The sequence below is a fragment of the Xanthomonas campestris pv. asclepiadis genome, assembly GCF_020784175.1.
Taxonomy (GTDB): Bacteria; Pseudomonadota; Gammaproteobacteria; order Xanthomonadales; family Xanthomonadaceae; genus Xanthomonas; species Xanthomonas campestris_D.
Genome location: NZ_JAJGQM010000011.1, coordinates 1 through 26,765, shown reverse-complemented (window position 1 = coordinate 26,765; position 26,765 = coordinate 1). Strand labels below are relative to the sequence as shown.

Annotated in this window: 24 protein-coding genes and 1 riboswitch; of the genes, 13 read left to right on the top strand and 11 right to left on the bottom strand. The window is 65.2% G+C overall.

The window, feature by feature from the left end; genetic code table 11:
- Nucleotides 1-27 precede the first annotated feature (27 nt).
- Genes LL972_RS07510 through ndk form a run of 4 tightly spaced genes read right to left on the bottom strand, consistent with a single transcriptional unit; the run spans nt 28 to nt 3,333 of the window.
- Nucleotides 28-888, bottom strand: coding sequence for a RodZ domain-containing protein (locus tag LL972_RS07510; protein ID WP_228327044.1), 861 nt, complete (start codon nt 886-888; stop codon nt 28-30).
- Nucleotides 885-1,673, bottom strand: coding sequence for a type IV pilus biogenesis/stability protein PilW (gene pilW, locus LL972_RS07505; protein ID WP_228327103.1), 789 nt, complete (start codon nt 1,671-1,673; stop codon nt 885-887). The genes LL972_RS07510 and pilW overlap by 4 nt, the downstream gene beginning before the upstream one ends.
- 10 nt (nt 1,674-1,683) lie before the next feature.
- Nucleotides 1,684-2,889, bottom strand: coding sequence for a 23S rRNA (adenine(2503)-C(2))-methyltransferase RlmN (gene rlmN / locus LL972_RS07500; RefSeq protein WP_429002127.1), 1,206 nt, complete (start codon nt 2,887-2,889; stop codon nt 1,684-1,686).
- An 18-nt stretch (nt 2,890-2,907) separates the two neighbouring features.
- Nucleotides 2,908-3,333 (bottom strand): nucleoside-diphosphate kinase, encoded by a 426-nt coding sequence (gene ndk, locus LL972_RS07495; RefSeq protein ID WP_024940120.1) that lies wholly within the window; start codon nt 3,331-3,333, stop codon nt 2,908-2,910.
- 217 nt (nt 3,334-3,550) lie between these two features.
- Here ndk and LL972_RS07490 point away from each other — a divergent pair, with 217 nt between their 5' ends.
- From LL972_RS07490 to LL972_RS07480, 3 genes are all read left to right on the top strand, one after another.
- Nucleotides 3,551-4,183: a TetR/AcrR family transcriptional regulator gene (locus tag LL972_RS07490; RefSeq protein WP_024940119.1), complete on the top strand. Its 633-nt coding sequence runs from the start codon at nt 3,551-3,553 to the stop codon at nt 4,181-4,183.
- Between the two features lie 25 nt (nt 4,184-4,208).
- Nucleotides 4,209-6,596: a 3-hydroxyacyl-CoA dehydrogenase/enoyl-CoA hydratase family protein gene (locus LL972_RS07485; protein WP_228327042.1), complete on the top strand. Its 2,388-nt coding sequence runs from the start codon at nt 4,209-4,211 to the stop codon at nt 6,594-6,596.
- A gap of 163 nt (nt 6,597-6,759) precedes the next feature.
- On the top strand, nt 6,760-7,965 hold the full coding sequence (locus tag LL972_RS07480; RefSeq protein ID WP_228327041.1) for an acetyl-CoA C-acyltransferase: 1,206 nt from the start codon (nt 6,760-6,762) through the stop codon (nt 7,963-7,965).
- A 325-nt stretch (nt 7,966-8,290) separates the two neighbouring features.
- On the opposite strand, the gene crcB is transcribed toward LL972_RS07480, so the two are convergent.
- The 5 genes from crcB to LL972_RS07455 all read right to left on the bottom strand — a co-directional run bounded on the left by crcB (nt 8,291) and on the right by LL972_RS07455 (nt 15,527).
- Entirely contained in the window at nt 8,291-8,692 is a 402-nt protein-coding gene (gene crcB / locus LL972_RS07475; protein WP_228327040.1) for a fluoride efflux transporter CrcB, read from the bottom strand.
- 114 nt (nt 8,693-8,806) lie between these two features.
- Nucleotides 8,807-8,875, bottom strand: a riboswitch (Fluoride riboswitch).
- Nucleotides 8,876-8,877: 2 nt separating this feature from the next.
- On the bottom strand, nt 8,878-10,167 hold the full coding sequence (locus LL972_RS07470; RefSeq protein WP_228327102.1) for a replication-associated recombination protein A: 1,290 nt from the start codon (nt 10,165-10,167) through the stop codon (nt 8,878-8,880).
- A 159-nt stretch (nt 10,168-10,326) separates the two neighbouring features.
- Nucleotides 10,327-10,956 (bottom strand): outer membrane lipoprotein chaperone LolA, encoded by a 630-nt coding sequence (gene lolA / locus LL972_RS07465; RefSeq protein WP_016901760.1) that lies wholly within the window; start codon nt 10,954-10,956, stop codon nt 10,327-10,329.
- A 107-nt stretch (nt 10,957-11,063) separates the two neighbouring features.
- Nucleotides 11,064-12,989: a DUF3857 domain-containing transglutaminase family protein gene (locus tag LL972_RS07460; protein ID WP_228327039.1), complete on the bottom strand. Its 1,926-nt coding sequence runs from the start codon at nt 12,987-12,989 to the stop codon at nt 11,064-11,066.
- Between the two features lie 180 nt (nt 12,990-13,169).
- On the bottom strand, nt 13,170-15,527 hold the full coding sequence (locus LL972_RS07455; protein ID WP_228327038.1) for a DNA translocase FtsK: 2,358 nt from the start codon (nt 15,525-15,527) through the stop codon (nt 13,170-13,172).
- Nucleotides 15,528-15,810: 283 nt separating this feature from the next.
- On the opposite strand from LL972_RS07455, the gene trxB reads away from it, so the two are divergent.
- The 4 genes from trxB to infA all read left to right on the top strand — a co-directional run bounded on the left by trxB (nt 15,811) and on the right by infA (nt 19,252).
- On the top strand, nt 15,811-16,779 hold the full coding sequence (gene trxB, locus LL972_RS07450; RefSeq protein WP_016901755.1) for a thioredoxin-disulfide reductase: 969 nt from the start codon (nt 15,811-15,813) through the stop codon (nt 16,777-16,779).
- A gap of 60 nt (nt 16,780-16,839) precedes the next feature.
- Nucleotides 16,840-17,958, top strand: a complete 1,119-nt coding sequence (locus LL972_RS07445; protein ID WP_228327037.1) for a GNAT family N-acetyltransferase — start codon at nt 16,840-16,842, stop codon at nt 17,956-17,958.
- A gap of 245 nt (nt 17,959-18,203) precedes the next feature.
- On the top strand, nt 18,204-18,953 hold the full coding sequence (gene aat, locus LL972_RS07440) for a leucyl/phenylalanyl-tRNA--protein transferase (RefSeq protein WP_228327036.1): 750 nt from the start codon (nt 18,204-18,206) through the stop codon (nt 18,951-18,953).
- An 80-nt stretch (nt 18,954-19,033) separates the two neighbouring features.
- Nucleotides 19,034-19,252, top strand: a complete 219-nt coding sequence (infA, locus tag LL972_RS07435) for a translation initiation factor IF-1 (RefSeq protein WP_002813418.1) — start codon at nt 19,034-19,036, stop codon at nt 19,250-19,252.
- Nucleotides 19,253-19,545: 293 nt separating this feature from the next.
- Here infA and clpA read toward each other — a convergent pair whose 3' ends face one another.
- A complete protein-coding gene (gene clpA, locus LL972_RS07430; protein WP_228327035.1) occupies nt 19,546-21,828 on the bottom strand; it encodes an ATP-dependent Clp protease ATP-binding subunit ClpA in 2,283 nt (760 codons plus the stop codon).
- Nucleotides 21,829-21,970: 142 nt separating this feature from the next.
- Nucleotides 21,971-22,291 carry an ATP-dependent Clp protease adapter ClpS gene (gene clpS / locus LL972_RS07425; protein WP_016901748.1) on the bottom strand — a complete coding sequence of 107 codons (321 nt, stop codon included), beginning with the start codon at nt 22,289-22,291 and terminating at the stop codon, nt 21,971-21,973.
- Between the two features lie 89 nt (nt 22,292-22,380).
- On the opposite strand from clpS, the gene LL972_RS07420 reads away from it, so the two are divergent.
- The 6 genes from LL972_RS07420 to LL972_RS07395 all read left to right on the top strand — a co-directional run bounded on the left by LL972_RS07420 (nt 22,381) and on the right by LL972_RS07395 (nt 26,453).
- Nucleotides 22,381-22,545 carry a hypothetical protein gene (locus tag LL972_RS07420; RefSeq protein ID WP_228327034.1) on the top strand — a complete coding sequence of 55 codons (165 nt, stop codon included), beginning with the start codon at nt 22,381-22,383 and terminating at the stop codon, nt 22,543-22,545.
- Complete coding sequence (locus LL972_RS07415) at nt 22,542-23,000, top strand: NUDIX hydrolase (RefSeq protein WP_228327033.1); 459 nt, start codon at nt 22,542-22,544, stop codon at nt 22,998-23,000. Before LL972_RS07420 ends, LL972_RS07415 begins: the two co-directional genes overlap by 4 nt.
- The gene (gene mnmA, locus LL972_RS07410; RefSeq protein WP_228327032.1) at nt 22,997-24,133 is read left to right on the top strand and encodes a tRNA 2-thiouridine(34) synthase MnmA; all 1,137 of its coding nucleotides are present in this window, start codon (nt 22,997-22,999) and stop codon (nt 24,131-24,133) included. The genes LL972_RS07415 and mnmA overlap by 4 nt, the downstream gene beginning before the upstream one ends.
- Nucleotides 24,133-24,747 carry a high frequency lysogenization protein HflD gene (gene hflD, locus LL972_RS07405; protein WP_228327031.1) on the top strand — a complete coding sequence of 205 codons (615 nt, stop codon included), beginning with the start codon at nt 24,133-24,135 and terminating at the stop codon, nt 24,745-24,747. The genes mnmA and hflD overlap by 1 nt, the downstream gene beginning before the upstream one ends.
- A gap of 60 nt (nt 24,748-24,807) precedes the next feature.
- Nucleotides 24,808-26,085, top strand: a complete 1,278-nt coding sequence (locus tag LL972_RS07400; protein ID WP_228327030.1) for a methyl-accepting chemotaxis protein — start codon at nt 24,808-24,810, stop codon at nt 26,083-26,085.
- 83 nt (nt 26,086-26,168) lie between these two features.
- On the top strand, nt 26,169-26,453 hold the full coding sequence (locus LL972_RS07395; protein ID WP_228327029.1) for a hypothetical protein: 285 nt from the start codon (nt 26,169-26,171) through the stop codon (nt 26,451-26,453).
- Nucleotides 26,454-26,765: the final 312 nt, after the last annotated feature.

Here is a 26,765-nt window from a genome sequence, read left to right as displayed (position 1 = left end):
GGGAAAAATGAAAAACCGCAGTCCGCTTCACTCGGAAGCAGGTACCACGGAGCCGTCGGAGGATACCGCAAAACGGGCTACGTTAGCGCGCTGGAACGGTTTCACATCGACGATACTGCCGCCTTGCTGAACCTCTACCGCCGACGCATTGCCCAGCACGACGCGGCCGACCTGCCCTGGCGAATAACTGCGACGCTCGCCGGCACGCACCAGCGCTTTTTCGACCGCGCTGCCATCGGGTGCCAGAATCTGCACCCAGCTGTCGCCACTGAAACTCAACGACAGAATGCCGCCACTTGAGGCCGACGCTGCAGGTGTCTCGACCTCGGGCGTGGCCCGCGGCACGGGTGTCATCGACGCGATATACGGCGCCGGCTGCTCGCGCGGCGCGCTGGCCGGCTGCGTTGCAGCGTTGGCCGGCGTGCCGGTCCTGGGCGCTTCCGGCATGCTGTCCAGCGATACCGTACTGGGTGGCTTGCCATCCAGATGCGAGCGGGTCGCGTACCACACTGGCACCGCGAACACGCCGGTGATCACCACATACATCGCCTTGCGCGCCGTACTTTCCAGGATGCGCCGCGCCCGCGGCGTATGCGTATGACTGACCAGCTTGACTGGCTCGATCGGCGCAATGGCCGCCTGCTGCAGCAGCGGCTCCAGGTCCACATGCAGCAGGCGCGCATAGCTGCGCAACTGACCACGCACAAAGACCGGCGCGCCCAGGCGCTGCCATTCTTCCTGCTCCAGCGCGCGCACCACATGCGCCGGCATACGCAGCTTGCCGGCGACCTCGTCCACGCTCAGACCTGCCGCTTCGCGCGCGTCGCGCAAATGCTGTCCGCAGCCCTTTTCCTGCTCGAAAGGGTTCGGATTGGAATCACTGATCACAATGCATTGGCCCCGGAATTGGCGGTCGCTGCGTCAGGAAATTCCCTGACCAACCGCTGTTGGTAACGGCTGGCAGCTACCTTGTCGCCTAGCCCTTGCTCAATCTGAATGGCGAGTTGTAACACGGAAGCGGTTGCCGGTGCAGCCGCAAGCCGTCGTTCGATAAAGGCGCGCGCTTCGAAATAATTGCGATTGGTCGCTTCGGAGCGCGCCATCGACTCAAGTGCGTACGGATTCCGCGGATCCAGTTCCAGCGCCTTGCGCAAGTCGCCGGACGCACGCTGCGGCTGTCCCGCCTTGAGTGCACAGCCACCTGCATTGCCCAACGCGGAGGCTGGCGATGCGTAGTTTCTGTCGGTCAGGGCGCGATCGAACCAGGTCAACGCTTCGGCGGGCAAGCCGTTCGCGCACAACCATGCGCCGTAATTGTTCAAGACATCGCCACGCTGCGGTGCAAGTTCTGCCGCGCGGCGGTAGGACGCACCGGAGCCGGCGACATCGCCCCTGGCACCCTGAATCAGCGCCAGCAACCCAATGGCATCCACCGATTGCGGATCCTTCTTCAAGGCTGCACGGACTTGCTCTTCGGCAGCGGCATAGTCGCCTGTCTGCAGCCGGTTATTGGCCAGGCCGAGCTTTTCCTGCACCGCCAGACGATTCTTGGTCGCACTGCTGTCGCGGAATGAATGCACCTGCGCAACCTCCTCGACCGTCTGGACCGAGCCCGCCTTGGCATTGCGACCACTGCAGCCAACCGCGCAAAACGCGATCGCCGCAGCCGCCATTAACGCGAGATCACGCTGCCGCATCTCGCCCGGCCTGCCCTTCCAGGGTGCGCAGGAAATCCGCCTGACGACGGGTGCGGTCCATGACCTGCCCCTTGAGCTGCCCGCAGGCGGCGTCGATATCGTCACCACGGGTACGGCGCACCATCGTCAGCACTTGCGCATCGAGCAGGATCTTCTGGAAGGCGCGGATCTCGGTCTCGCCCGAGCGCTCGTAGCGCGTGCCCGGGAATGGATTGAACGGGATCAGGTTGACCTTGCCGGCGTCCTTGGACTGCACCGCATTGTCGAACTGCCGCATCAATCGGGCCAGCTGGCGCGCATGCTCGGGCTGGTCGTTGATGCCCTTCATCAAGGTGTACTCGAAGGTGACCGAATCGCGCTTCTTGTTGCCGCGCAGATAGCGCGCGCACGACTCCATCAACTCGGCGATCGGGTATTTCTTGTTCAACGGCACCAGGCTTTCGCGCAGCGTGTCGTTGGCGGCGTGCAAGGAGACCGCCAGCGAGACATCGCTTTCGGTCGAGAGCCGGTCGATCATCGGCACCAGGCCCGAAGTCGACAGCGTCACCCGCTTGCTGGCCAGGCCGTAGCCCAGGTCGTCGCGCATCACGCTCATCGCGCGCACGACGTTGTCGAAATTCATCAACGGCTCGCCCATGCCCATCATCACCACATTGGTGAGGCGGCGTTGCTGGTGCGGCACGTTGCCCAGATGGCGCGCCGCCTCCCACACCTGCCCGACGATCTCGGCGGTGGTGAGGTTGCGGTTGAAGCCCTGAGTGGCGGTCGAACAGAAGGTGCAGTTCAGACCGCAGCCGACCTGGGACGACACGCACAGCGTGCCGCGACCCTTGTCGGGGATGTAGACGGTTTCGATCGCGTTCTTGCCGTCGGTGCCCATGGCCAGCAGCCACTTGTGGGTCCCGTCGGTGGACGGCTTGTCGAACACGACATTCGGGACGAGGACCTCGGCGTGCTGGTGCAACTTCGCACGCAGCGCCTTGCCGAGGTCCGTCATCTGGTCGAAATCGGTGACGTAGCGATGGTGGATCCACTTCATCACCTGATGGGCACGGTAACGCGCTTCGCCAAGCGTGTCGGCGAAGAAGCGCTCCAGTCCCTCGCGGTCGAGGTCGAGCAGGTTCTGCTTGCGCAGTTCCGGGGTACGGACGGGAACGTCCTGCAGCACGGAGGGGATCACGACCTCATTCACGATTCGACTCTCTCGGCCTCAGCGCGAGACCACTTCGGTGGCGGCGAAGAAATACGCGACTTCGTTGGCAGCGTTCTCGACCGAATCCGAGCCGTGGGCGGCGTTGGCATCGATCGAGTCGGCGAAGTCGGCGCGGATGGTACCCGGCGCGGCGTCCTTGGGATTGGTCGCGCCCAGCAGGTCACGGTGTGCGGCAACGGCGTTCTCGCCTTCCAGCGCCTGGATCATCACCGGGCCGGAGATCATGAACTCGACCAGCGCGTTGAAGAACGGACGCTCGCGGTGCACGGCATAGAAGCCTTCGGCTTCGCGACGCGACAGCTGCTTGTACTTGGATGCCACGATCTTCAGGCCGGCCTTTTCGAAACGGCTGTAGATTTCGCCGATGACGTTCTTGGCAACGGCGTCGGGCTTGATGATGGACAGGGTGCGCTCCAGCGCCATGGGAAGATCTCCGTTGGGCGGGCCACTGAAGGCCCGAGATTATCATGAAAAAAACCCGCGTCAAAACGCGGGCTTAGGCTTCTTTGCGATGGTCAATTCTATCTCTTCATCGTTTCATTTGCACACCGCCCCCTGAATCGTGCTGCATTGCCGCATGACTGCCGTAGCGCCCAGCCCGTAGACTCAAACAATCGTTTGATTGAGTTCCACCCCGCGCATGCCCAAGCCCGCCCACTTCTCCACCAAAGACCGCATCCTCGGCGCGGCCGAGGAGCTGTTCGCCCAGCATGGCTTCGCCGGAACTTCACTACGCCAGCTGACCACCCAGGCCGACGTCAATATCGCAGCGGTCAATTACCACTTCGGTTCCAAGGAAAACCTGGTCAACGAGGTGTTCCGTCGCCGCATGGACGAGATGACCGCCGCGCGCCTGCAGCAACTGGAGGCGGCCAGGAAGTCACAGCCGGGCGAACTCACCGCGGTGCTGGCGGCCTTCGTCGAGCCGGCCCTGGCAATGGCCCAGGACCGCCAGAGCGGTGGCGCCTTTGTACGCGTGATCGCACGCGCCTACGCCGAAAAGAACGACAACCTGCGCAAGTTCCTGTCCGACCACTACGGGCATGTTCTGCGCGAGTTCGGCAAGGCCATCGCCGCCTGCGTGCCGGGCCTGAGCAAGGAAGAGCTGTACTGGCGCCTGGATTTCCTCGCCGGCGCGCTCACCTATGCGATGGCCGATTTCGGCCTCATCAAGCGGCCGGCCGGCGTCAGCGAGGCCGACCACCGCGCGCGCGCTGCGCGCGAACTGATTCGTTTTGCGGAACCCGGTTTCCGCACCCATTCCACACCGTAGTCGCTCACACCAAAGGCTCATCGCTATGTCCAATCCGTTGCTAGTCCGTCGTGCTGCCGTGCTCGGTGCCGGCGTCATGGGCGCGCAGATCGCCGCGCACCTCACCAACGCCGGTGTCGACACCGTGCTGTTCGACCTGCCTGCCAAGGAAGGTCCTGCCGACGGCATCGTGCTCAAGGCCATCGCCAACCTGGGTAAGCTCAGCCCTGCCCCGCTCGCCAGCAAGGCCCTGGCCGAGGCGATCACGCCGGCCAATTACGGCACGCCTGACGACAGCACCGGCCTGGAGCATCTGCGCGATTGCGACCTGATCATCGAAGCGATCGCCGAGCGCATGGACTGGAAGCAGGACCTGTACAAGAAGATCGCCCCGTTCGTGGCCGATCACGCGGTGCTGGCCTCCAATACCTCGGGCCTGGGCATCAACAAGCTCTCCGACGTGCTGCCCGAGCAATTGCGCCACCGCTTCTGCGGCGTGCATTTCTTCAATCCGCCGCGCTACATGCACCTGGCCGAACTGATTCCGGCCAAGGGCACCGACAAGGCCGTGCTGGAAGGCCTGGAGAGCTTCCTGGTCACCACGCTGGGCAAGGGCGTGGTGTATGCGAAGGACACCCCGAACTTCATCGGCAACCGCATTGGCGTGTTCTCGATCCTGTCCACCATCCACCACACCGCCGAGTTCGGTCTGGGCTTCGATGAAGTCGATGCGCTAACCGGCCCGCTGGTCGGGCGCCCGAAGTCGGCGACCTACCGCACCTCGGACGTGGTCGGCTTGGACACCATGGCGCACGTGATCAAGACCATGGGCGACACCCTGCCCGACGATCCGTGGCACCAGTACTTCAAATCACCCAAGTGGCTGGAGGCGCTGATCGGCAAGGGCGCGCTCGGTCAGAAGGTGGGCGCCGGCATCTTCCGCAAGGTCGGCAAGGACATCGTGGTGCTGGACCTGCAGAAGCAGGATTACCGCGCCGCTGATCGCACTGCCGCGCCGGAAGTGGTCGAGATCCTCAAGATCAAGAACCCGGCCGAGAAGTTCGCCAAGTTGCGCGAGAGCCAGCACCCGCAGGCGCAGTTCCTGTGGGCCACGTTCCGCGACCTGTTCCACTACAGCGCCTACCACCTGGCCGATATTGCCGAGACCGCGCGCGACGTGGACCTGGCGATCCGCTGGGGCTACGGCTGGTCGCTCGGCCCGTTCGAGACCTGGCAGGCCGCGGGGTGGAAGCAGGTGGCGCAGTGGATCGCTGAAGATATCTCCAACGGCAAGAGCATGAGCAGCGCGCCGTTGCCGAACTGGGTGTTCGACGGCCGCGACGGCGTGCATGCAGCCGAAGGCTCGTACAGCCCGGCACGCGATGCCAAGCTGCCGCGTTCGGCACTGCCGGTGTACAAGCGCCAGCGCTTCCCCGATCCGTTGCTGGGCGAGCAGTTCTCGCCGGGCGAGACGGTGTTCGAAAACGACGGCGTGCGCATGTGGCATGACGGCGACGACATCGCCGTGGTCAGCTTCAAGACCAAGATGAACACCGTCTCCGATCACGTGCTCAACGGTCTGCAGGAGGTCGTCGGCCGCGCCGAGAAGGACTTCGCCGGGCTGGTGATCTGGCAGCAGAAGGAGCCCTTCTCCGCCGGCGCCGATCTGGCCGGCGCACTGGGTCTGCTGCAGGCCGGCAAGGTCGATGCATTCGAAGCGCTGGTCGCCAACTTCCAGGCCACCAGCCAGCGCATCAAGTATGCGCAGGTGCCGGTGATTTCGGCCGTGCGCGGGCTGGCGCTGGGCGGCGGTTGCGAGTTCCAGATGCATAGCGCCAAGACGGTGGCATCGCTGGAGAGCTATATCGGCCTGGTCGAGGCCGGCGTCGGCCTGTTGCCGGCCGGTGGTGGTCTGAAGGAAATCGCCGTGCGCGCATCGATTGCCGCCGGCCCGGGTGGCGATGTGTTCGCCGAGCTGAAGAAGACCTTCGAAACCATCGCGATGGCCAAGGTCTCCAACTCGGCGGTCAATGCCCAGGAACTGGGCCTGCTGCGCGCCACCGACAAGATCGTGTTCAACAGCTTCGAAGCGCTGCACATCGCCAAGGCCGAAGCCCGCGCACTGGCCGAAGGCGGCTACCGCGCTCCGCTGCCGGCACGCCGCATCCAGGTCGCCGGCGACGTCGGCATCGCCACCTTCAAGATGCTGCTGGTCAACATGCTGGAAGGCCGCTTCATCAGCGACTACGACTATGAAATCGCCACCCGCATCGCCACGGTGATGTGCGGCGGCGAGGTCGATCGCGGCGCGCTGGTCGACGAAGAATGGCTGCTCAAGCTGGAGCGCAAGCACTTCGTCGAACTGGCCCAGCAGGAAAAGACCCAGGCGCGGATTGGGCACATGCTCAAGACGGGTAAGCCACTCAGGAACTGAGATTCGGGAGTGGGGATTGGGGATTCGCAACAGCGGCTCCCCTCACCCTCCGACCTTCTCGCTTCCACCAAATTCATCCGCCGGGCAGGAACCTTCAGGAATCAGGATCCGCAGTTGCGAATCCCCAATCCCGAATCCCCAATCCCGGCTATCGGAGATAGCCATGAGCAAGCAGATTCAAGAAGCCTACATCGTCGCCGCCACGCGTACGCCGGTGGGCAAGGCGCCCAAGGGCGTGTTCCGCAATACCCGTCCCGACGACATGCTGGCGCACGTCTTGCGCGCAGTGGTGGCGCAGGCGCCGGGCATCGACCTGTCGCGGATCGACGATGCCATCATCGGCTGCGCGATGCCCGAGGGCGAGCAAGGCATGAACGTGGCACGCATCGGCGTGTTGCTTGCCGGCCTGCCCAACACCGTGGCCGGCCAGACCGTCAATCGCTTCTGCTCGTCCGGTATCCAGGCGGTGGCGATGGCCGCCGACCAGATCCGCCTGGGCAATGCCGACCTGATGCTGGCCGGCGGTACCGAGTCGATGTCGATGGTGCCGATGATGGGCAACAAGGTCGCCATGTCGCCGAACGTCTTTGCCGACGACCATGTCGCCATCGCCTACGGCATGGGCATCACCGCCGAGAAGGTCGCCGAGGAATGGAAGGTCTCGCGCGAGGATCAGGATGCGTTTGCACTGGCCTCGCACCAGAAGGCGATTGCCGCCATTGCCGCCGGCGAGTTCCGCGACGAGATCACTCCCTACGAAATCCTGTCGCATCAGCCCGACCTGGCCGGCAACGTCATCGCGCTGCGCAAGCGCCTGGTCGACACCGATGAAGGCCCGCGCCCTGACAGCTCGCTGGAAGGCCTGGCCAAGCTGCGCCCGGTGTTCCGCAATGGCCAGTTCGGCGGCAGCGTCACCGCCGGCAACTCCTCGCAGATGAGCGATGGCGCCGGTGCGGTGCTGCTGGCCTCGGAGCAGGCGATCAAGGATTACGGCCTGACCCCGCTGGCGCGTTTTGTCAGCTTCTCGGTGGCCGGCGTGCGCCCGGAAGTGATGGGTATCGGCCCGATCGCGGCGATCCCCAAGGCGCTCAAGCAGGCCGGCCTGAGCAAGGACCAGATCGACTGGATCGAGCTCAACGAAGCCTTCGCCGCGCAGGCATTGGCGGTGATCCGCGACAGCGAGCTGGATCCGTCCAAGGTCAACCCGCTCGGCGGCGCCATCGCCCTGGGCCACCCGCTGGGCGCCACCGGTGCGATCCGTGCCGCCACCCTGGTGCACGGCCTGCGCCGTCGCCAGCTCAAGTACGGCATGGTCACCATGTGCATCGGCACCGGCATGGGCGCGGCAGGCATCATCGAAGCGCTGTAAGTCATGCACTGCGGGATCGGCCGCCGGGCCGATCCCGCAACGCCGACCAGGCTGTCAGTCAACCAAGGCGTGCGCGAGCACGCCTTCTTTATGCGCCAGTGCAAACGGTCGTCAGCGAATGCCAGCGACACCATGCATCCGTCGGGGCGCCCGACAGGCACGCGGCCAAGCGTCGCGTTTGAGCATGGCTCCTGATGGCACGTTGACCGTCGCCCGGCGTCGCCAATACATGCCAGCCATTCAATAGTCGGCGTGTGCCTACGCACGCAACGTCGCCACATTCCGGCCTTCGCTTCACTCCCGCGATTACACGGCAGAGCTGCGCCTAACGCGCCACCAGCCACTGACCGGTACGCGCACCGGCGAACACCAGCGCCAGTCCGGCCACCAGCGTGATGGCCAGATACACGCCGATCATCGCGGACCGATCCGTGCGTGCGAACACCAGGCATTCCATCATCAGCGAGGAGAATGTGGTCAGCCCGCCGATCACGCCGACGATCAACAAGGCCCGCAATGGCCAGCTCGATGGCCCACGCGCATCCAGCCAGACCAGCAGCACACCGGCGACGAACGAACCGAGCAGATTCACCGTCAGCGTGCCCCACGGAAATCCGTTACCGAAGCGCTGCAGCAACGACACACCGATGGCAAAGCGCAGGCCGGAACCCAGCGCACCGCCGGTCATCGCCAGCAGCAATTGCTGCCACCACACCGGCGCGTTCACGCGCGCACTCGGCAGGCGGCCGAAGGGCTTTTCAACGAAGTGTCGTGCATGGTCGGCATCATCCAGTTCCTGAGCGAGAATAGATGCCGGGGCACAGGCCTGCCGCCCCGGCGGGGGTGGGCAGGCATCATCAGCGCGCAGAGTGCGTGCGGTTCAAGGAGGAATGCCATCTCCTGTGCGGCCGATTATGCCGTGGGCTTGCTGCCCTTGTCAGCCCGCGCCTGTTCGCGCGCGGCGCGCAGACGGTCGAGCTTTTCCTTGAGCTTGATCTCCAGTCCGCGCGGCACCGGGTTGTAGTAGACCCGCTCGCCCATCGCATCCGGAAAGCCGGTCTGGTCCAGCGCGATCCCGCCTTCGGCATCGTGGTCGTACTGATAGTCCTGCCCGTAGCCGAGCGTCTTCATCAGCTTGGTCGGCGCATTGCGCAGATGCAGCGGCACCTCCTGCGTGCCGGTGGCGCGCACCTCGGCCTTGGCCTGGTTGAAGGCAGCATAGCCGGCATTGGACTTGGCGGTGCTGGCCAGATACAGCACCAGTTGCGCGAACGCCAGCTCGCCTTCCGGGCTGCCCAGACGCTCGTAAATGTCCCAGGCTTCCAGCGCCATGCTCTGCGCGCGTGGATCGGCCAGGCCGATGTCCTCGATCGCCATGCGGGTCAGCCGCCGCGCCAGATAAGCCGGGTCGCAGCCGCCGTCGAGCATGCGCGTGAGCCAGTACAGCGCGGCATCGGGGTTGGAGCTGCGCACCGATTTGTGCAGCGCCGAGATCTGGTCGTAGAACTGCTCGCCGTTCTTGTCAAAACGACGCGTGCGGTCGGCAAGCACCTGCAGCAGCGTCTGCGGGGTGATCTGGCCACCCTCGCCGCCTGCCAGTTCTGCGGCGATCTCCAGCAGGGTCAATGCGCGGCGCACGTCGCCGTCGGCCGCGCTGGCAATTTCCAGCAGCGAGGCATCGCTGACCTGGAGCGTTTCCTGCCCCAACCCGCGCTCTGGATCATGCAGCGCACGTTGCAAGGCCTCGACGATGTCCTGCGGCGAAACGCCTTCCAGCACGTGCACGCGACAGCGCGACAACAATGCCGAATTCAATTCGAACGAGGGATTTTCGGTCGTCGCACCGACGAACAGGATCGTGCCACGCTCGATATGCGGCAGGAATGCATCCTGCTGCGCCTTGTTGAAGCGGTGCACCTCATCGACGAACAACACCGTGCGGCGGCCGCTGGCGAAACGCTGCGCGGCCTCGGCCAGGACCTGCCGCACCTCCGGCAAACCCGACAACACCGCCGAGATCGCCTTGAATTCGGCATCGGCGTAATGCGCCAGCAGCAGCGCCAGGGTGGTCTTGCCGCAGCCGGGCGGGCCCCACAGGATCATCGAATGCACGCGACCGGATTCCACCGCGCGTCGCAATGCGCTATCGGGAGCGAGCAGACGCTTCTGCCCGACCATCTCGTCGAGGGTGCGCGGACGCATGCGCTCGGCCAGCGGGCGCAGATGCTCGCCGTCTACGCTGAGCAGATCGGCTTCGGGAGCGATGGGGAGCTTGGTTCGTGCCACGCGGCATTGTATCGCGTCAGCCAGCGACCTTCTGCGAAGAACGCCATTGGCTGAGTGGATGCTGCAGGCGATGGCTTACTGCGCGTCGCCGACCACGTCCACGCCCTTGCCCGGCGTGTAGCGAAAGGTGTCGGCAGCGAATGCCGGATTGCGCTTCCAGCCGCTGAAGCTGATCGCGGTGCGCTGGCCGACCGCATCCACCACTTCCATCCTGGCCAGGCCATCCTTGCCGAACCCCAGCGAGGCCATCTGGAAACTGGCTTCGGTGTCGACCTTGGGCGTCAGCGACAGCCACTGCAGTCCGTCACGTGGCGCCGCCTCTTCGCTGACGTCGTACTGCTTGTCCAGGCGCGCCGGGTCGATCAACGCGACCAGTGGACTGTTCTGTTCTTCGCTGCCCTGCGCGCGCACGGTCACCTGCTCCAGATCCGGGTCGAACACCCAGACCTTCTTGCCGTCGGCCACGATCAGCTGCTTGTAGGGCTTGGCGTATTCCCAACGGAACTGGCGCGGCGCCGACAATGCCACCCGCCCGCTCGCGCGCTCCTTGACCCGGCCATTGGCATCGGAAACCTGCTGGCTGAACTGTCCGTCCAGGCCCTTCAGGCCGCGCGTGAACGTGTCCAGCTCCTGACGCGCGCCGGCGAACGCGGTGCCGGCGAACAGAGCGGTGGCGAGAACGGCATAACGGAGCTGGCGATGCATCGCGGTGTTCCAGAAAGGGAATGCGGGAATTCTGATACTTCATGGATGAATGGGCGAGCGCTATTGCACAAGGCGTTCAGATCGCGGCCGCCGCCAGTCGATTCATCTCACTGCGCCGTCTGCACCCTGGACAGATCGCCATACACGATCTGCCCGCGAAAGCCGCGCCGCACCTGCTGGTAGAGCTCGCGAAACGCGCGGTAATCCTGCGGCTGACACAGCGCCTGCGGTCCACGTACTGCCGCGCGTTGCAAGCGATGCACCGCCGTCACCGTCTGGCCCTGGCGCGTCCACTCGACCGCGTACTCGCCAGCGGCATTGCGAAAGCGGCTACTGCGCGGGATCGCGATGATCGGCACCGTCGCCGGGAAGCTCACCACATAGGTCTCTTCGCGCACGCTGTCGTTGCAGTAGAACGGGGTCAGGTTGTCTTCGGCCGAGGTGGTCGTATAGATGCCACGAGTGGATTCGGCGCCGGGCATATCCGGCAAGGTCATGCCGCCGACCACCGAAAAATCCACTGCGTCGTCGGCCTGGAACGCGTAGCGATAGTTGAACGGTGCATCCAGGTCCAGCGGGTCGCCCTGGATCAGCAGATCGCCGGTGCCATCGAAGCCCGACTGCGCAATGATCGACTCCTCGATGCGATTGCGGTTCTGCGCATTGAGCTGCACGAACATCGCACGCAGCCCCACCTCGCCGGTCTGCCCGCTGTCGAGCGTGGTCAGGCCGTGCAGCCCACCCTGCGGGGTGAAGCGGTACTCGGTACGCGCGACGTAGCGGTTGACCTTGCGGTCGTTGGGCGGGGTGTGCGTGACCTTGCCATCCAGCGTGTGCACCACCGGCGCCCCCAGGTCGCCGGCCGGCAACTGGCCAAAGCGCGCGTAGGGGTTGGTCGAATCCACATACAGATCGAACGCCGGGATGTAGGTGATGGCGTGGTTGAAGCGCCCAAGCACCGGAATCGGCGGCAGCGTCGGCCCGCCTTCGGCACCGATCAGCACCGGTGTGCTGGCGATGCCCTTGGCCGCCAGCAAGGCTTCCAGGATCACGGTGTGGTCCTTGCAGTCGCCATAGTGGTTGGCCAGGATGCTGTCGGCGCCATTGGGCTCCAGCCCGCCGTTGCCCAGATACACCGCCACATAGCGGATATTGCGCGCCACCCACGCGTACAACGCGGCGGCCTGCGCGCGCGGCGCGTCGATACCGCGGGTCACTTCGTCGGCCAGCGACTGGATCGCCGGCGTCACCGCGGCGGCACGGCCGCCCTTGACGTGATAGGCCAGGCCCATCTGCGACCAGCTGTCGAAGGTGCTGGCCATCAGGGTGGGGCTGAACTCCCAGGTCGCCGCGCTCCAGTTCTGGTTCTTCATCGGCGTGGTGCGCTGATAGCGCCACTCCCAGCGCGCCTGGTCGCCGCGCACCACCGGCCTGGTCCCGCCCTGCAGCCCCCGCACCGACAAATGCATCGGTAATGCCTTCGGTGCCACCAGGGTGACCACCGCATCGTCGTATTGCGCGAACACGCTGAAGGTTTCCCACAGGCTGAAGTACCCGGGGAAGTACGGCGTGTTCTGCGCCCGCCGCACGCGATAGACGATGCGCGCGCCCGGCGCCAGATTCGGGAACACCACCACCTTGACCTTGCGGTCGGCATACATCGCCGCCGCGGCGCTGGAATAGCTTTCCTGGGTGTAGATCTTGTCGGGCGCCACGTCCTGGCGCAGTCCTTCGGCGGTGACGGTGTAGGCCTGCAGCACCTCCAGGGTTTCCATCTTCTCGCTATAGCTCAGCCGCACCTGGCTGAACTGCTCCACTGCCGATTTGGTCTTGAGCAGGATCTCGTACTCGTCGGTTTCCACGCTGCTGGCGTCGGCACGTACTTCGTAATCGGCGCGATAGCGCACGAAGCTGTAGTTGGTGTCGGCCTGCGTGCGCGCCGCAGCGGCAGCAGGCGCGGCCTGTTGCTCGGCCTGGGCCAGCAACGGCAATGAGATCAGCAGCAGCAACAGCAACACGGAACGACGCAGCATGGGTCTTGATCGCGGCGGGCCGGAGCGGCCCTCGTGCAACAGGGTAGCCGGTGCGCGCCGCAGCGTCAGGCACCGGCCTCCAACATTGCCGCATCCACGCGTCTACGCATCCGCAATCCGAACAGGCCCGGAACGCGGCGCCACGCCCAAGCCGATACGCGCCGCGTTGCCGGCCGCCGATTACTTGGGCGGCGGCGGCGCCAGCACGGTGCGGTCGCCGTTGTGCTCGGGTTGACTGACCACGCCGGCCGCTTCCATCGCTTCGATCAGGCGTGCGGCGCGGTTGTAGCCGATCTTCAAGCGCCGCTGCACGCCGGAGATCGAGGCGCGGCGGGTTTCGGTGACAATGCGCAAGGCCTCGTCGTACAAGGGGTCGGACTCGTCGCCGCCACCACCGCTGCTTTCCGGCAGTCCGGTCGCACCGACCACGGTGCCATCGCCCATGGTCTGCACTTCGTCCAGCACACCTTCGACGTAGGACACCGGCCCGCTGGCCTTGAGGTGCTCGACCACCCGATGCACTTCCTCGTCGCTGACGAAGGCGCCATGCACGCGGTCCGGCAGCGCCGTGCCCGGCGGCAGGTACAGCATGTCGCCGTTGCCCAGCAGCGCCTCGGCACCGGACTGATCCAGGATGGTGCGCGAGTCGATCTTGGAGCTGACCTGGAAGGCCACGCGGGTCGGGATATTGGCCTTGATCAGGCCGGTGATCACGTCCACCGACGGCCGCTGCGTGGCCAGGATCAGATGGATACCGGCTGCACGCGCCTTCTGCGCCAGGCGCGCGATCAGCTCCTCGACCTTCTTGCCGACGATCATCATCATGTCGGCGAATTCGTCGATGAAGATCACGATGAACGGCAGCGTTTCCAATGGCCGTGGCGCTTCGCCCAGCTCGGGGTTGGGCTTGAACAGCGGATCCATCATCGGCTGGCCGGCATCGATGGCATCCTTGATCTTCTTGTTGAAGCCGGCCAGGTTGCGCACGCCCACCGCGCTCATCAGCTTGTAGCGGCGCTCCATCTCGGCCACGCACCAACGCAGGCCGTTGGCGGCCTCCTTCATGTCGGTGACCACAGGCGCCAACAGATGCGGGATGCCCTGATAGACGCTCAGTTCGAGCATCTTCGGGTCGATCATCAGCATGCGCAGTTCCTTGTGCGAGGCCTTGAACAGCAGGCTCAGCACCATCGCGTTGACCGCCACCGACTTGCCCGAGCCGGTGGTACCGGCCACCAGCAAGTGCGGCATGCGCGCCAGATCGGCCACCGTCGGGCGCCCGGCAATGTCCTTGCCCAGGGCCAGCGTCAACGGGCTGGCCGACTTGTCGTATTCCTTGGAGCGCAGCAGCTCGGACAGGAAGATCATCTCGCGGGTGACGTTGGGGATCTCCAGGCCGACCACCGACTTGCCCGGAATCACGTCGACCACGCGCACCGACTTGACCGACAGCCCGCGCGCGATGTCCTTGTCCAGCGAGCTGATCTGGCTGACCTTGATGCCCGGCGCCGGTTCGATCTCGAAACGGGTGATCACCGGGCCCGGATAGGCCCCGACCACCTGAGCCTCGATGCGGAAGTCCTTGAGCTTGAACTCGATCTGCCGCGACAACGTCTCCAGCGTCTCTTCCGAATAGCCCTTGGCCTGCGGCTTGGGATCGTCCAGCAGGGCCAGCGGCGGCAGGTCGGAACCGTCGGTGCTGACGCCCTGGAACATCGGGATCTGGGTATCGCGCTTGGCGCGCTCGCTCTTTTCCACCACCGGTGCCGGCGGCGGCTCGATCTTGACCGGCTCGCGCTTGGCCTGCTTGACCGCATCGACCTTGCGCACTTCCTCGCGCTCTTCGCGCATCACGCGGGTCTGCTGCCACTCGGTGGCCTGATGGGTCTTGCGCTGCATCAGCGGGCCCAACGCCAGCACCCAGGTGCCGATGCGCTCCATCACCGCAAACCACGACAGGCCGGTGGCCAGGGTGATCGACACCAGCAGCAGCACCAGCACGAACAGGTTGGCGCCCAAGGCCCCGAACCCGGCACTCAGCGAATTGCTGACCAACCGCCCGAGGATCCCTCCGGCGGCGGCCACGTCGCCGCTGAACAGACGCAGATGCAGGAAGCCGGTCGAGGCGATCAGAAAGCCCACCATGCCGACCAGCCGCAATGCCGGCCCCAGATCGGCCTCGGCCTGCCCTTCCTTGTCCATGCCGAACAAGGCGATCCAGGCCACTGCGCCCAGCACCACCGGCAACAGGAAAGCCACATAACCGAACAGCTGCAGCAGCACGTCGGCCGTCCAGGCGCCGACGCGGCCGCCCATGTTGTGCACCGGCGCGACCACGCTGCCGGTCTGCGACCAGCCCGGATCGGCGCTTGAGTAGGTGAACAGGCTGGCCAGCAGATACAGCAGCAGCGGCGCCACCGCGATCAATGCCAGATCGCGCCAGAGCTTTTGCCGACGCGGATTGTCCGCCACCGCTGTCTTGCGCGAGGACGTCTTGCCCTCAGCGGGCTTGCTGCGTTCGGGAACCTGCTTTGCCACCTGTAGCCAGACCTTAGAAAAATGCTGTTAGTGGTTGATAATAAACGACCGAGGCCACGGTTTCAGCTGTTGCATGCGCATCGCCTGCCCGGGCGTGCGATGGTCAACAAAAAACGCCGCACGGGGCGGCGTCGATTACGCGTACTGGGTGGACCATGCCATCTGCGGTTCAAGCAGTTCCATCGCGCCGCCTTGATTCACCGGGTGGGGACCGCCACTCTATGCCGCCACAGGGGCGCGAATTCACTCGTCTGCCCTGCCAATTCCTAGACCGCGAGTATACATGAGCGCCTCTTCTGCCAGTCCCGCCAAGCACTCCCGCCTGCTGATCCTGGGCTCCGGCCCGGCCGGCTGGACCGCCGCGGTCTACGCCGCCCGCGCCAACCTCAAGCCGGTGGTGATCACCGGCCTGCAGCAGGGCGGCCAGCTGATGACCACCACCGAAGTCGACAACTGGCCGGGCGACCCCCACGGCCTGATGGGCCCGGACCTGATGAGCCGCATGCAGGCGCATGCCGAGCGCTTCGAGACCGAGGTGATCTTCGACCACATCCACACCGCCGACCTGTCGCAGCGCCCGTTCCGGTTGACCGGCGACGGTGCCGAATACACCTGCGACGCACTGATCATCTCCACCGGCGCCACCGCCAAGTACCTGGGCATCCCCAGCGAGGAAGCCTTCAAGGGCCGCGGCGTGTCCGCCTGCGCCACCTGCGACGGGTTCTTCTACAAGGACCAGGACGTGGTCGTGGTCGGCGGCGGCAATACCGCAGTCGAAGAAGCGCTGTACCTGTCCAACATCGCCCGCAAGGTCTACCTGGTGCACCGCCGCGACACGCTGCGCGCCGAAAAGATCATGCAGGACAAGCTGTTCGCCAAGGTCGCCGCCGGCAAGATCGAGACCGTCTGGCACCACGCCATCGACGAAGTGCTGGGCAACGATGCCGGCGTCACCGGCGTGCGGGTCAAGTCCACCCTCGACGGCAGCACCCGCGAGATCGTCGCGCACGGCTTCTTCGTTGCCATCGGCCATCACCCCAACACGCAACTGTTCGACGGCCAGCTGGCGATGAACAACGGCTACCTGGAGATCCGCTCCGGTCTCAACGGCGCAGCGACTGAAACCTCGGTGGCCGGCGTGTTCGCGGCCGGCGACGTCGCCGACCAGCACTACCGCCAGGCGATCACCTCGGCCGGCTTCGGCTGCATGGCCGCGCTGGATGCCGAGCGCTACCTCGACAAGAGCGCCTGAGGTGGCTGCTGACCGCCGGCCGCGCCGCGCGGGCAGCGCCGATACCAGCGAGCCGTGCGCATGAGCGTCACGGCCCGCTGGTGCCGCCGGCTGGACGAGCTTCCGGCCGGTGCCTGGGACGCGCTGCACGACGGCGCGCACCCATTCATTTCTTACGCGTTCCTGGAAGGCCTGGAGCAGGAGGGCTGCCTGCGCCCGGACTGGGGCTGGAACCCGCTGCACCTGACGCTATGGGACGGCGACACGCTGGTCGCCGCCGCGCCGGGGTATCTGAAGAACAACTCGCATGGCGAGTTCGTGTTCGACCACGCCTGGGCGCATGCCTATGCGCGTTACGGACAGGAGTACTTTCCCAAGTGGTTGTGCGGGGTGCCCTACTCGCCGGTGACCGGACCGCGTCTGCTGGGCGCACCGCGCTGGCGCCCGCAGTTGCTCGCGGCGATGCGCGATCTGGTGGAGCGCAGCGGGCTGTCGTCGGCGCATGTGAACTTCCACCCGGCAGACGAAGATGCGGACTTCGATACCGACTGGCTGGAGCGCAACGATCTGCAGTACCACTGGCACAACGCCAGCGGCTGGAGCGATTTCGAAAGCTTCCTGGCGGCGATGGACCACAAACGGCGCAAGAACATCCGCCAGGAGCGCGCCAAGGTGCAGCGGGCCGGCGTGCAGCTGCGCGTGGTCCATGGCGATGAAGCCAGCGCTGCCGACCTGGAAGCGATGTATGGCTTCTATCTCAAGACCTTCAACGAATACGGCAACTCGCCTGCGCTGACGCCGGAATTCCTGCGTCATCTGGCTCGGCACCTGCCGCGCCAGCTGGTGATGTTTCTGGCCGAGCTGGACGGGCAACCGATCGCCGGCGCGCTCTGCCTGCGCGGGCGCGACACGCTGTACGGGCGTTACTGGGGCGGCAAAGCCCTGCCTGGGCTGCATTTTGAAACCTGCTACTACCAGGGCATCGAATACTGTCTGCGCGAAGGCCTGACCCGCTTCGAGCCGGGCGCGCAGGGCGAGCACAAGATCGCACGCGGCTTTCTGCCGACACTGGTCCGCAGCCGTCACTGGATCGCCGACCTAGGCTTCCGCGAGCCGCTGGCGCAATGGTGCGCCGACGAGCGCCAGGCAGTCGCCCGGCACGCACGCGAGCTGTCCGAGCACAGCCCGTTTCGCGACTGAGCCGCGCGGCGGCGACGTAGGGCGTAGCCGCCGCTGATCGCCGGCCGGTCGTATTGGGGACGTCGGAGCAAGGCGGCCAAATCCACCCAGAGAACACTCGTCTGGCGAGTGCGAACTACACGCCCAGCATCGCGGTGCCTGTGGGTATATGCCGCAGAGCATGTCGACCACACCCGCGAACCGTCGCATGCCGGCATGGTCGTCGCCCTGGGCGCGCCAGGTACGACACGCTCTACACTGCGCGCATGTCCCGCGCCCTTCCCTACTTGCTGGCGGCCGATCCGGCCGCGCCGTTTCCGCCGGCCGAGCAGGCGTTGCGCGAGCCGGACGGCCTGCTCGCCATCGGCGGCGATCTGTCGCCGCAGCGCCTGCTCAACGCCTATGCCAATGGCGTGTTCCCCTGGTTCTCGGACGGCCAGCCGATCCTGTGGTGGAGCCCGGACCCGCGCACGGTGTTTCGCACCGATGGCGTACGCCTGTCCTCGCGTTTTCGGCGCCGGTTGCGCAGCAGCCACTGGATCTTGCGTGCCGATACCGCCTTCGCCCGGGTGATCGACGCCTGCGCGTCGATTCCGCGCGCCGGTCAGGACGGCACCTGGATCACCACGCCGATGCAGCAGGCCTATATCGAACTGCATCGCCTGGGCCACGCGCATTCGCTGGAAGTGTTCGATGGCCCACGCTTGGTCGGCGGCATCTACGGCGTGGCGATTGGTCAGATGTTCTTTGGCGAAAGCATGTTCAGCGCCGACAGCGGCGGCTCCAAGGTGGCGCTGGCGGCGCTGGCGGCGCATCTGCACTCCCGCGGGTGGCCATTGCTCGACGCGCAGGTGGAGAATTCGCACCTGTTGCGCCTGGGTGCGCAACGCCTGCCACGTGCAGAATTCCTGCAACAGGTGCGGCTGCAGGTCGGCCAGGTGGCGCCGCCGGGCAGCTGGTCCGAGCGCTACGGCGAGCGGCCTGCCAGCGCGCTCGCTGAAGTCCGCTTAACATAAAATTTGCACCGCGGGGAGATGGAGCGTAAAATGCTGTCCCTTACGGCCCTCCCGGGCCAGCCGTGATTGCACAGGATTACATGTCGAAAGACGACTCCATTGAATTCGAAGGCAGCGTCAGCGAGACGCTCCCCAACACCACGTTCCGGGTCAAGCTGGAAAACGGGCATGAAATCATCGCCCACATCTCCGGCCGCATGCGCAAGAACTACATCCGCATCCTGACCGGCGACCGGGTCAAAGTTGAGATGACTCCCTACGACCTGACCAAGGGTCGTATTACCTACCGCATGAAGTAAGCGGTTCTGGTGTGAGACGCGAGGCGGCCAATGGCCGCTTTTTGTCGTGGCTGCGATCCGTGCATTCCGCAGGCAGTGTTGGCCGGGTTTCTCCGGCTCGCCTTTGCCTTCGCTTGTGTCCTCGGCATCGCGTTCGCGTCCAGCCGATCCATCGCCTAGGTTCCGAAGCGTGCTGTCATTGCTTGTCGTCCGCTACTCCGGTACGACCCTAGCGATCGGCCCGACTACGCACTCCACGGACATAAAAAAACCGCTCTTTCGAGCGGTTTTTTTATTTCAGGACTGCAAGACGCTCAGTCGACCGTTGCCGGCAGCAGACGCTCCGGTTCCGGGTGCGCCCCCACCACCAGCTCGCCGTCCTTGACGTCGATATTGACCCGACCGCCTTCCACCAGCTTGCCGAACAACAGCTCGTCGGCCAGCGGACGCTTGATCTTCTCCTGGATCACCCGCGACATCGGGCGCGCGCCCATCAGCGGATCGAAGCCGTGCTGGGCCAGCCAGTCGCGCGCGGTCGGTGTGGCCGACAACGACACGTGCTTTTCCTGCAACAGCATTTCCAGCTCGATGATGAACTTGTCTACCACCCGCAGGATGTGGTCGAAGCCCAGCGGCTGGAACTGCACGATCGCATCCAGGCGGTTGCGGAACTCGGGCGTGAACCCGCGACGGATCGACTCCATCGCATCGGTGGAGTGATCCTGCTTGGTGAAGCCGATCGACCGCCGCGACGCCTGGGTGGCACCGGCATTGGTCGTCATCACCAGGATCACGTTCTTGAAGTTCGCCTCGCGCCCGTTGGTGTCGGTGAGGATGCCACGATCCATGACCTGCAACAGGATGTTGAAGATGTCCGGATGCGCCTTCTCCACCTCGTCCAGCAGTAGCACGCAGTGCGGTGTCTTGACGACCTTCTCGGTCAGCAGACCGCCCTGATCGAAACCGACATAGCCCGGAGGCGCGCCGATCAGGCGACTGATCGAATGCGCTTCCATGTACTCGGACATATCGAAGCGCACCAGCTCGATCCCCAGCTGCAGCGCAAGCTGCTTGGTGACCTCGGTCTTGCCTACACCGGTCGGACCGGCGAACAGGAAGTTGCCGATCGGCTTTTCCGGATTGGCCAGACCCGAGCGTGCCAGCTTGATCGAGCCGGCCAGCGTCTCGATCGCCGGGTTCTGCCCGAAGATCACCATCTTGAGGTTGCGCTCCAGATGCTGCAGCACATCCTTGTCGGTCGCGCTGACCTGCTTGGCCGGAATCCGCGCCATCTTGGCGACGATGGTTTCGATCTCCTCGATATCGATCAGTTCCTTGCGCTTACCCTCGGGCAGCAGGCGCTGACGCGCACCGGCCTCGTCGATCACATCGATCGCCTTGTCCGGCAGCAGGCGGTCACCGATGTGCTTGACCGACAGGTCCACGGCCGCCTGCAATGCGTCATCGGCATAAGTCACGCCGTGGTGCGCTTCGTACTTGGGCTTGAGGCCCTGCAGGATTTCGAAGGTCTCGCCCACGGTCGGCTCGACGATGTCGATCTTCTGGAAGCGACGCGCCAGTGCACGGTCCTTTTCGAAAATGCCGCGGTATTCCTGGAACGTGGTCGAGCCAATGCAGCGCAGTTCGCCAGACGACAGTGCCGGCTTGATCAGATTGGACGCATCCATGGTGCCGCCCGACGCCGAACCGGCACCGATGATGGTGTGGATCTCGTCGATGAACAGCACCGCGTTGGGCACCTTCTTCAGCGCCGCCAGCACGCCCTTGAGGCGCTTTTCGAAGTCGCCACGGTACTTGGTGCCGGCGACCAGCGCGCCCAGGTCCAGCGAGAAGATCACCGCATCGGCCAGCACTTCCGGCACGTCGTTGTCGACGATGCGCTTGGCCAGACCTTCGGCGATCGCGGTCTTGCCCACGCCGGCCTCGCCCACGTACAGCGGGTTGTTCTTGCGGCGGCGGCACAGCACCTGGATGGTGCGCTCGATTTCGTCGCCACGGCCGACCAACGGGTCGATCTTGCCGTTGCGGGCCTGCTCGTTGAGATTGGTGGCGAACTCGGCCAGCGCATCGCCCTTGGCCTCGCCCTCCCCGCCCTCGCTCTTGGGCTCGCCATCGGAGGCGGACGGCTGCTCGCCGTCTTCGCCCAGCTTGGCAATACCATGCGAGAGGTAATTGACGATATCCAGACGGGTGATGTCCTGCTGGTTCAGGAAGTACACCGCATGCGAATCCTTCTCGCCGAAGATCGCAACCAGCACGTTGGCGCCGGTGACTTCCTTCTTGCCCGAGGACTGCACGTGATAGACAGCGCGCTGCAGCACCCGCTGGAAGCCAAGGGTCGGCTGCGTATCGCGGCCATCGTCTTCGGCCAGGCGCGAGACCGAGGCCTCGATCGCCTGCTCCAGATCGTTGTGCAAACGCACCTGGTCGGCGCCGCAAGCCTTGAGGACGGCCTGGGCGGACGGGTTGTCCAGCAGCGAGAGCAGCAGGTGCTCGACGGTCATGAACTCATGACGCGCCTCGCGTGCTCGCTTGTAGCACTGGCCGATGGTTTGCTCTAGGTCTTTGCTGAACATTGGTAACTCCGAACGGCTGTTGCCAACAATATGCGGCTTTTGTTGGGATTTACCACAACCCTATCAGATAGGCATGTTCAGACGGCGTTAGCATGTGATTGCAGCCACAGTGTTGCGCTGCTGGAATGATCGGATTGACGCCTCAGGTCTGTTCCATCGTGCACAGCAGCGGGTGCTGGTTCATGCGCGAGAATTCGTTGACCTGCGCCACCTTGGACTCGGCGACCTCGCGGCTGTAGACCCCGCAAACGCCACGTCCGCGGGTATGGACATGCAGCATGACCTGGGTGGCCCGCTCCAGATCGAGGTTGAAAAACTGCTGCAGCACCGTCACCACGAAGTCCATCGGGGTGTAGTCGTCGTTCAGCAGAAGCACCTGATACCGCGGCGGTGGCGCCACTTCAGGCTTGCTGGCTTCGACGGTGAGGCCGTGATCGTGTTCGTGTGAGGTCTTACGAGGCATCCGGTCATTATACGGTTCATCGCCGCACGCATTGGACGATTTACGCCGCGCCCCGCACAATTTGTCTCCGATTCCATGGCTGGCCCTTGATGACCGATTCCCTGACCGCGCCATTGCTGCCGCCGTCGTTCACCGCCGAGTTGTCCAGTTCCGTGCGCGCCTTAGGGTCCAAAGGCCGTCTGGGCCGGCGTCAAGGCGAGACCCTCGCCGATACGGCGAGCAGCCCGTTGACCGAGCAGGACCCGCAACGATGAGCGCTTCCGCACAACGCTGGCATCCGGATGTCACCGTGGCCACCGTGGTGGTGCGCGACGGACGCTTTCTGCAGGTCGAAGAGCGCATCGGTGGCCGGCTGCTGTTGAACCAGCCAGCCGGACATCTGGAACCGGACGAGAGCCTGCTCGATGCAGCGGTGCGCGAGACCCTGGAAGAGACCGGCTGGGACGTTCGCCTGACCCACTTCATCGGCACCTATCAGTGGGTCGCCCCGAGCGGCCAGTGCTTCCTGCGGTTTGCGTTTGTTGCCGAGGCCGTGACTCACCATCCCGAGCGCCGCCTGGACACCGGCGTGGTACGCGCGTTGTGGATGACCCCGGACGAGTTGCGCAGCGCGACCGAGCGCCTGCGCAGTCCGTTGGTGTGGGAAGTGGTGGCCGACTACCTTGCCGGCCAGCGCCATCCACTGGCATTGGTGCGGCACGTCGCATGAGTACGCCACGTATGGTTGTCGGTGTCTCCGGCGGTGTGGATTCGTCGGTGGCGGCCTGGCGGCTGGCCCAGCAGGGCGAGTCGCTCGCCGGGCTGTTCATGCAGAACTGGGCCGACGACGGCAGCGGCGATTGCCGCGCCGAGGACGACCGCCGCGATGCGGTGGCGGTGTGCGGAGTGCTGGGCATCCCCTTCCACTTTCGCGATTTTTCCGGCGAATACTGGAGCGGCGTGTTCGAGCACTTCCTGGCCGAATACGCGGCCGGGCGCACGCCGAACCCGGACGTGCTGTGCAACCGCGAGGTCAAGTTCAAGCATTTCCTGGATGCAGCCCAGGCGCTTGGCGCCGAGCGCATCGCCACCGGCCACTATGCGCAGGTGGCGCATCGCGGCGGTCGCTGGCGCCTGCTGCGCGGCGCCGACCGCGGCAAGGACCAGAGCTATTTCCTGCATCAGCTGGGACAGACCCAGCTGGCCGCGACGCTGTTTCCGATCGGCGACCTGGAAAAAAGCACGCTGCGCCGGATCGCCCAGGATGCCGGCCTGCCGACGCATGCCAAGAAGGATTCCACCGGCATCTGCTTCATCGGCGAGCGCGATTTCCGCGAGTTCCTGGGTCGTTACCTACCCGCGCGCACCGGCGAGATCCGCGACCCGCGGGGGCAACGCATCGCCGAGCATCCGGGGGTGTTCTATTTCACCCTCGGTCAGCGCGAGGGCCTGAACATCGGTGGCGTGCGTGGACGTGCCGCCGCCCCGTGGTACGTGGTCGGCAAGGATGTGGCGAGCAATGTGCTGTATGTGGACCAGGACCGCGACAGTCCGCTGCTGCAATCGCGCTGGTTGCAGTCCGAGCAGGCCCATTGGGTCACCGGGGCGCCGCCGGCGCGCAGCTTCGCTTGCACCGCACAGACGCGTTACCGGCAGCCCGACGAGCCGTGCACGGTGGAGGTGCAGGACGATGGCAGCGTGCAGGTACGTTTCGAGCGGCCGCAGCGGGCGGTGACGCCCGGGCAGTCGCTGGTGTTGTACGACGGCGAGGAGTGCCTGGGCGGCGCGGTCATCGCCACCACCGATGCACCGCTGGAACGCCAATTGGCGGGATCTTCTTTTTCACCTGAGGTAGTGGCTTGATGAGTTCTTCCATGGATCACCGCGTGCTGGCGCTTGCCGGTGTCGCCCAGGCCCTGCAACAGGTGCGGCGCATCGCCGAAACCGGGCACTCGGAGGCTGCGACGGTGCGTACCGCCATGGACAGCGTGTTCCGGGTGGATGCGGCCTCGCCGGAGGCCGTGTACGGCTCGCCGGCGGACCTGGCACCGGGTCTGCGGCTGCTGCACAACTATTTCCACAATCAGGGCCAGGACGAGGTCCTGCCGCGACTGGCGCTGGCGGTGCTGCAGCTGGAGCGCCGCTTCGTGCGCGACACCGCCACCGTCGCCACGGTCTCCAATGGCATCGAGGCGGCCGCACGTCAGGCACAGCGCCTGGGTGACAGCGGCCATCCGGACGTATTGAATTCGCTGGGCGGGCTGTATGCGCAGACCATCAGCCACCTGCGTCCCAAGGTCATGGTGCAGGGCAACCCGCATTACCTGGGCCAGGCCGGCGTGGTCGCGGAAATCCGCGCGTTGCTGCTGGCCGCCGTCCGTTCGGCGGTATTGTGGCGACAGATGGGTGGCAGCCTGTGGGATTTCCTGTTTGCCAAGCGCGCAATGATCGAGGCGGTGGACCGTGCGCTACGCTAAACACCTGACAAACTCGGGTTGCCACACGCGCTAGCGGTCGCTGGCGCGTGTCAACATCGGTTGAACGGGCGAGACGATGTGGCGATCGTCGCTAAAGACAAAGGGGGTACGGCCGATACAGCAACCGTGACTCTGCCGAGAACGCCCATGTATTCACGTCCACTTATCCGTCTAGCCGCCCCTTTGGCTCTGACCTTGCTGTTTCCCTTCGCTGTCGGATTCGACTGGCCCGCTTCGGTGCGCTGGGCGATCCTGGCGACCATGACCCTCAGTTGGTTGGTTTTCGCTGCCTGGGTGACCTACTCCCAGTTCCGGCGTAATCCGGACCAGACCCGCATCCTGCGCGAGCAGGACCAGCTGCTCAACGAACTGCGTACGTTCGTCAGCAACGAAGTCGACGGTTCGCGCTCGGAAGTCGAGCGTGCCCGCGAACTGATCCGCCAGGCCGTGTCCGGTCTTGGTGGCAGCTTCGAAGCGATGAACCGCAAGTCGCGCCAGCAAAGCCAGGCATTGGCCCGCATCGTCGACCGTGCCGGTGACGACGGCAGCGCCGGTGTCGACGTCGCCCGCTTTGCCCAGCACGCCAGCTCCCGGATGGAGCAGTTGGTGGAAGCGCTGGAACAGGTGAGCGGCCAAAGTACCAACACGGTGCACCACATCGATGAGATGGCCCAGCACCTGGATGGCATCTTCGCGCTGCTGGAAGACGTCAAGTCGATCGCCGACCAGACCAACCTGCTCGCCCTGAACGCCGCCATCGAAGCAGCACGTGCCGGTGAAGCCGGTCGCGGCTTTGCAGTGGTCGCCGACGAGGTGCGCAACCTGTCCGAGCGTTCCACCACCTTCAACGAACAGATCCGCAAGCTGGCGCACAGCTCCAAGGAATCGATCGCCAAGGTCCGTGAAACGGTCTCGCAGCTGGCCTCGCGTCACATGGATCGCTCCCGCGAAGCCCGCCATGAATCGGCCGCGATGCTGGAGAATGTCGCGCAGATCAACGCCTCATTGGGCGACGGCATGCGCGAAATCTCCGAGTGCGCGCGTTCCATCGACGGTAGCGTGGCCGAAGCGGTGCGTGCCCTGCAGTTCGAGGACATCGCCACGCAGACGCTGAGCGGTATCCACACCCACCTCGATCGCCTCACCGCGATCAACCGCGAAGCGGTGGCGCTGCAGGAACTGCTGCATCGCAATGGCGGCGTGTACGACAGCGATCTGGTCGCCGCGCTGGCCAAGGTGTCCAACCGCCTGCGCGACATGCGTGTGGAATGGGAGCGCCCGCCGCACAAGCCGGTGGCGCAGCAAGGCATGGGCGCCGGTACGGTCGAGCTGTTCTAAGACCGATGCCACGCACTGCCTGATTCCGACATTCCCCGGCCTTCCGGGGATTTGTCGTTCCGCAACAACCTGGTGTTCCGCTCATGACGCTACTTGCCCCGCCCACCGATGCAACCACCGCCGTGCTGGAATCAGCCGCGCTGGCGGCTGCACACGCCCAGCGCATTGCGCAAAGCGACGCTGCCCGGCCCGCGTTGCGCAGCGTACGCATGCCGGCCGCGCTGGAACGGCTGGAGCATGCCGCCCGTGCGGAAGTGCAGGCGATGCAGAACCCGCGCCGCAGCTGCAGCGAAGAAGAACTGCTGTTCGCGACCGTGGCCTGGGATCTGGGTCTGGATGGTGACGCTGTCGGCGTGTCTGGACGCTGACATCCGTACGACGGCGGGGCGTGCCTCGGCAGGCGCCCCGCCAGTTGTTTCCGCTGCCCGAGCTTTGGTGCTTCTGCATCAGGCCGTCTCACCAGGCCTGGCTCCGAGCACGCAGTACCGTGCGATTGCAGCACCAGGGTGAGGTCTCCCCTGCCCGTCTGCTCGACAACTTCTACGAATCCCACGAAACAATGTACCGCTTCGCTCGGCTGATCTACGGCTTGGCTGCAGGGCTCTTGCCCGCCCACCATCGCAGGACACGCCGCAAGTACGTCCTTGTAGCAACTGTGTTGTTGGAGGGGGTTCTGACCG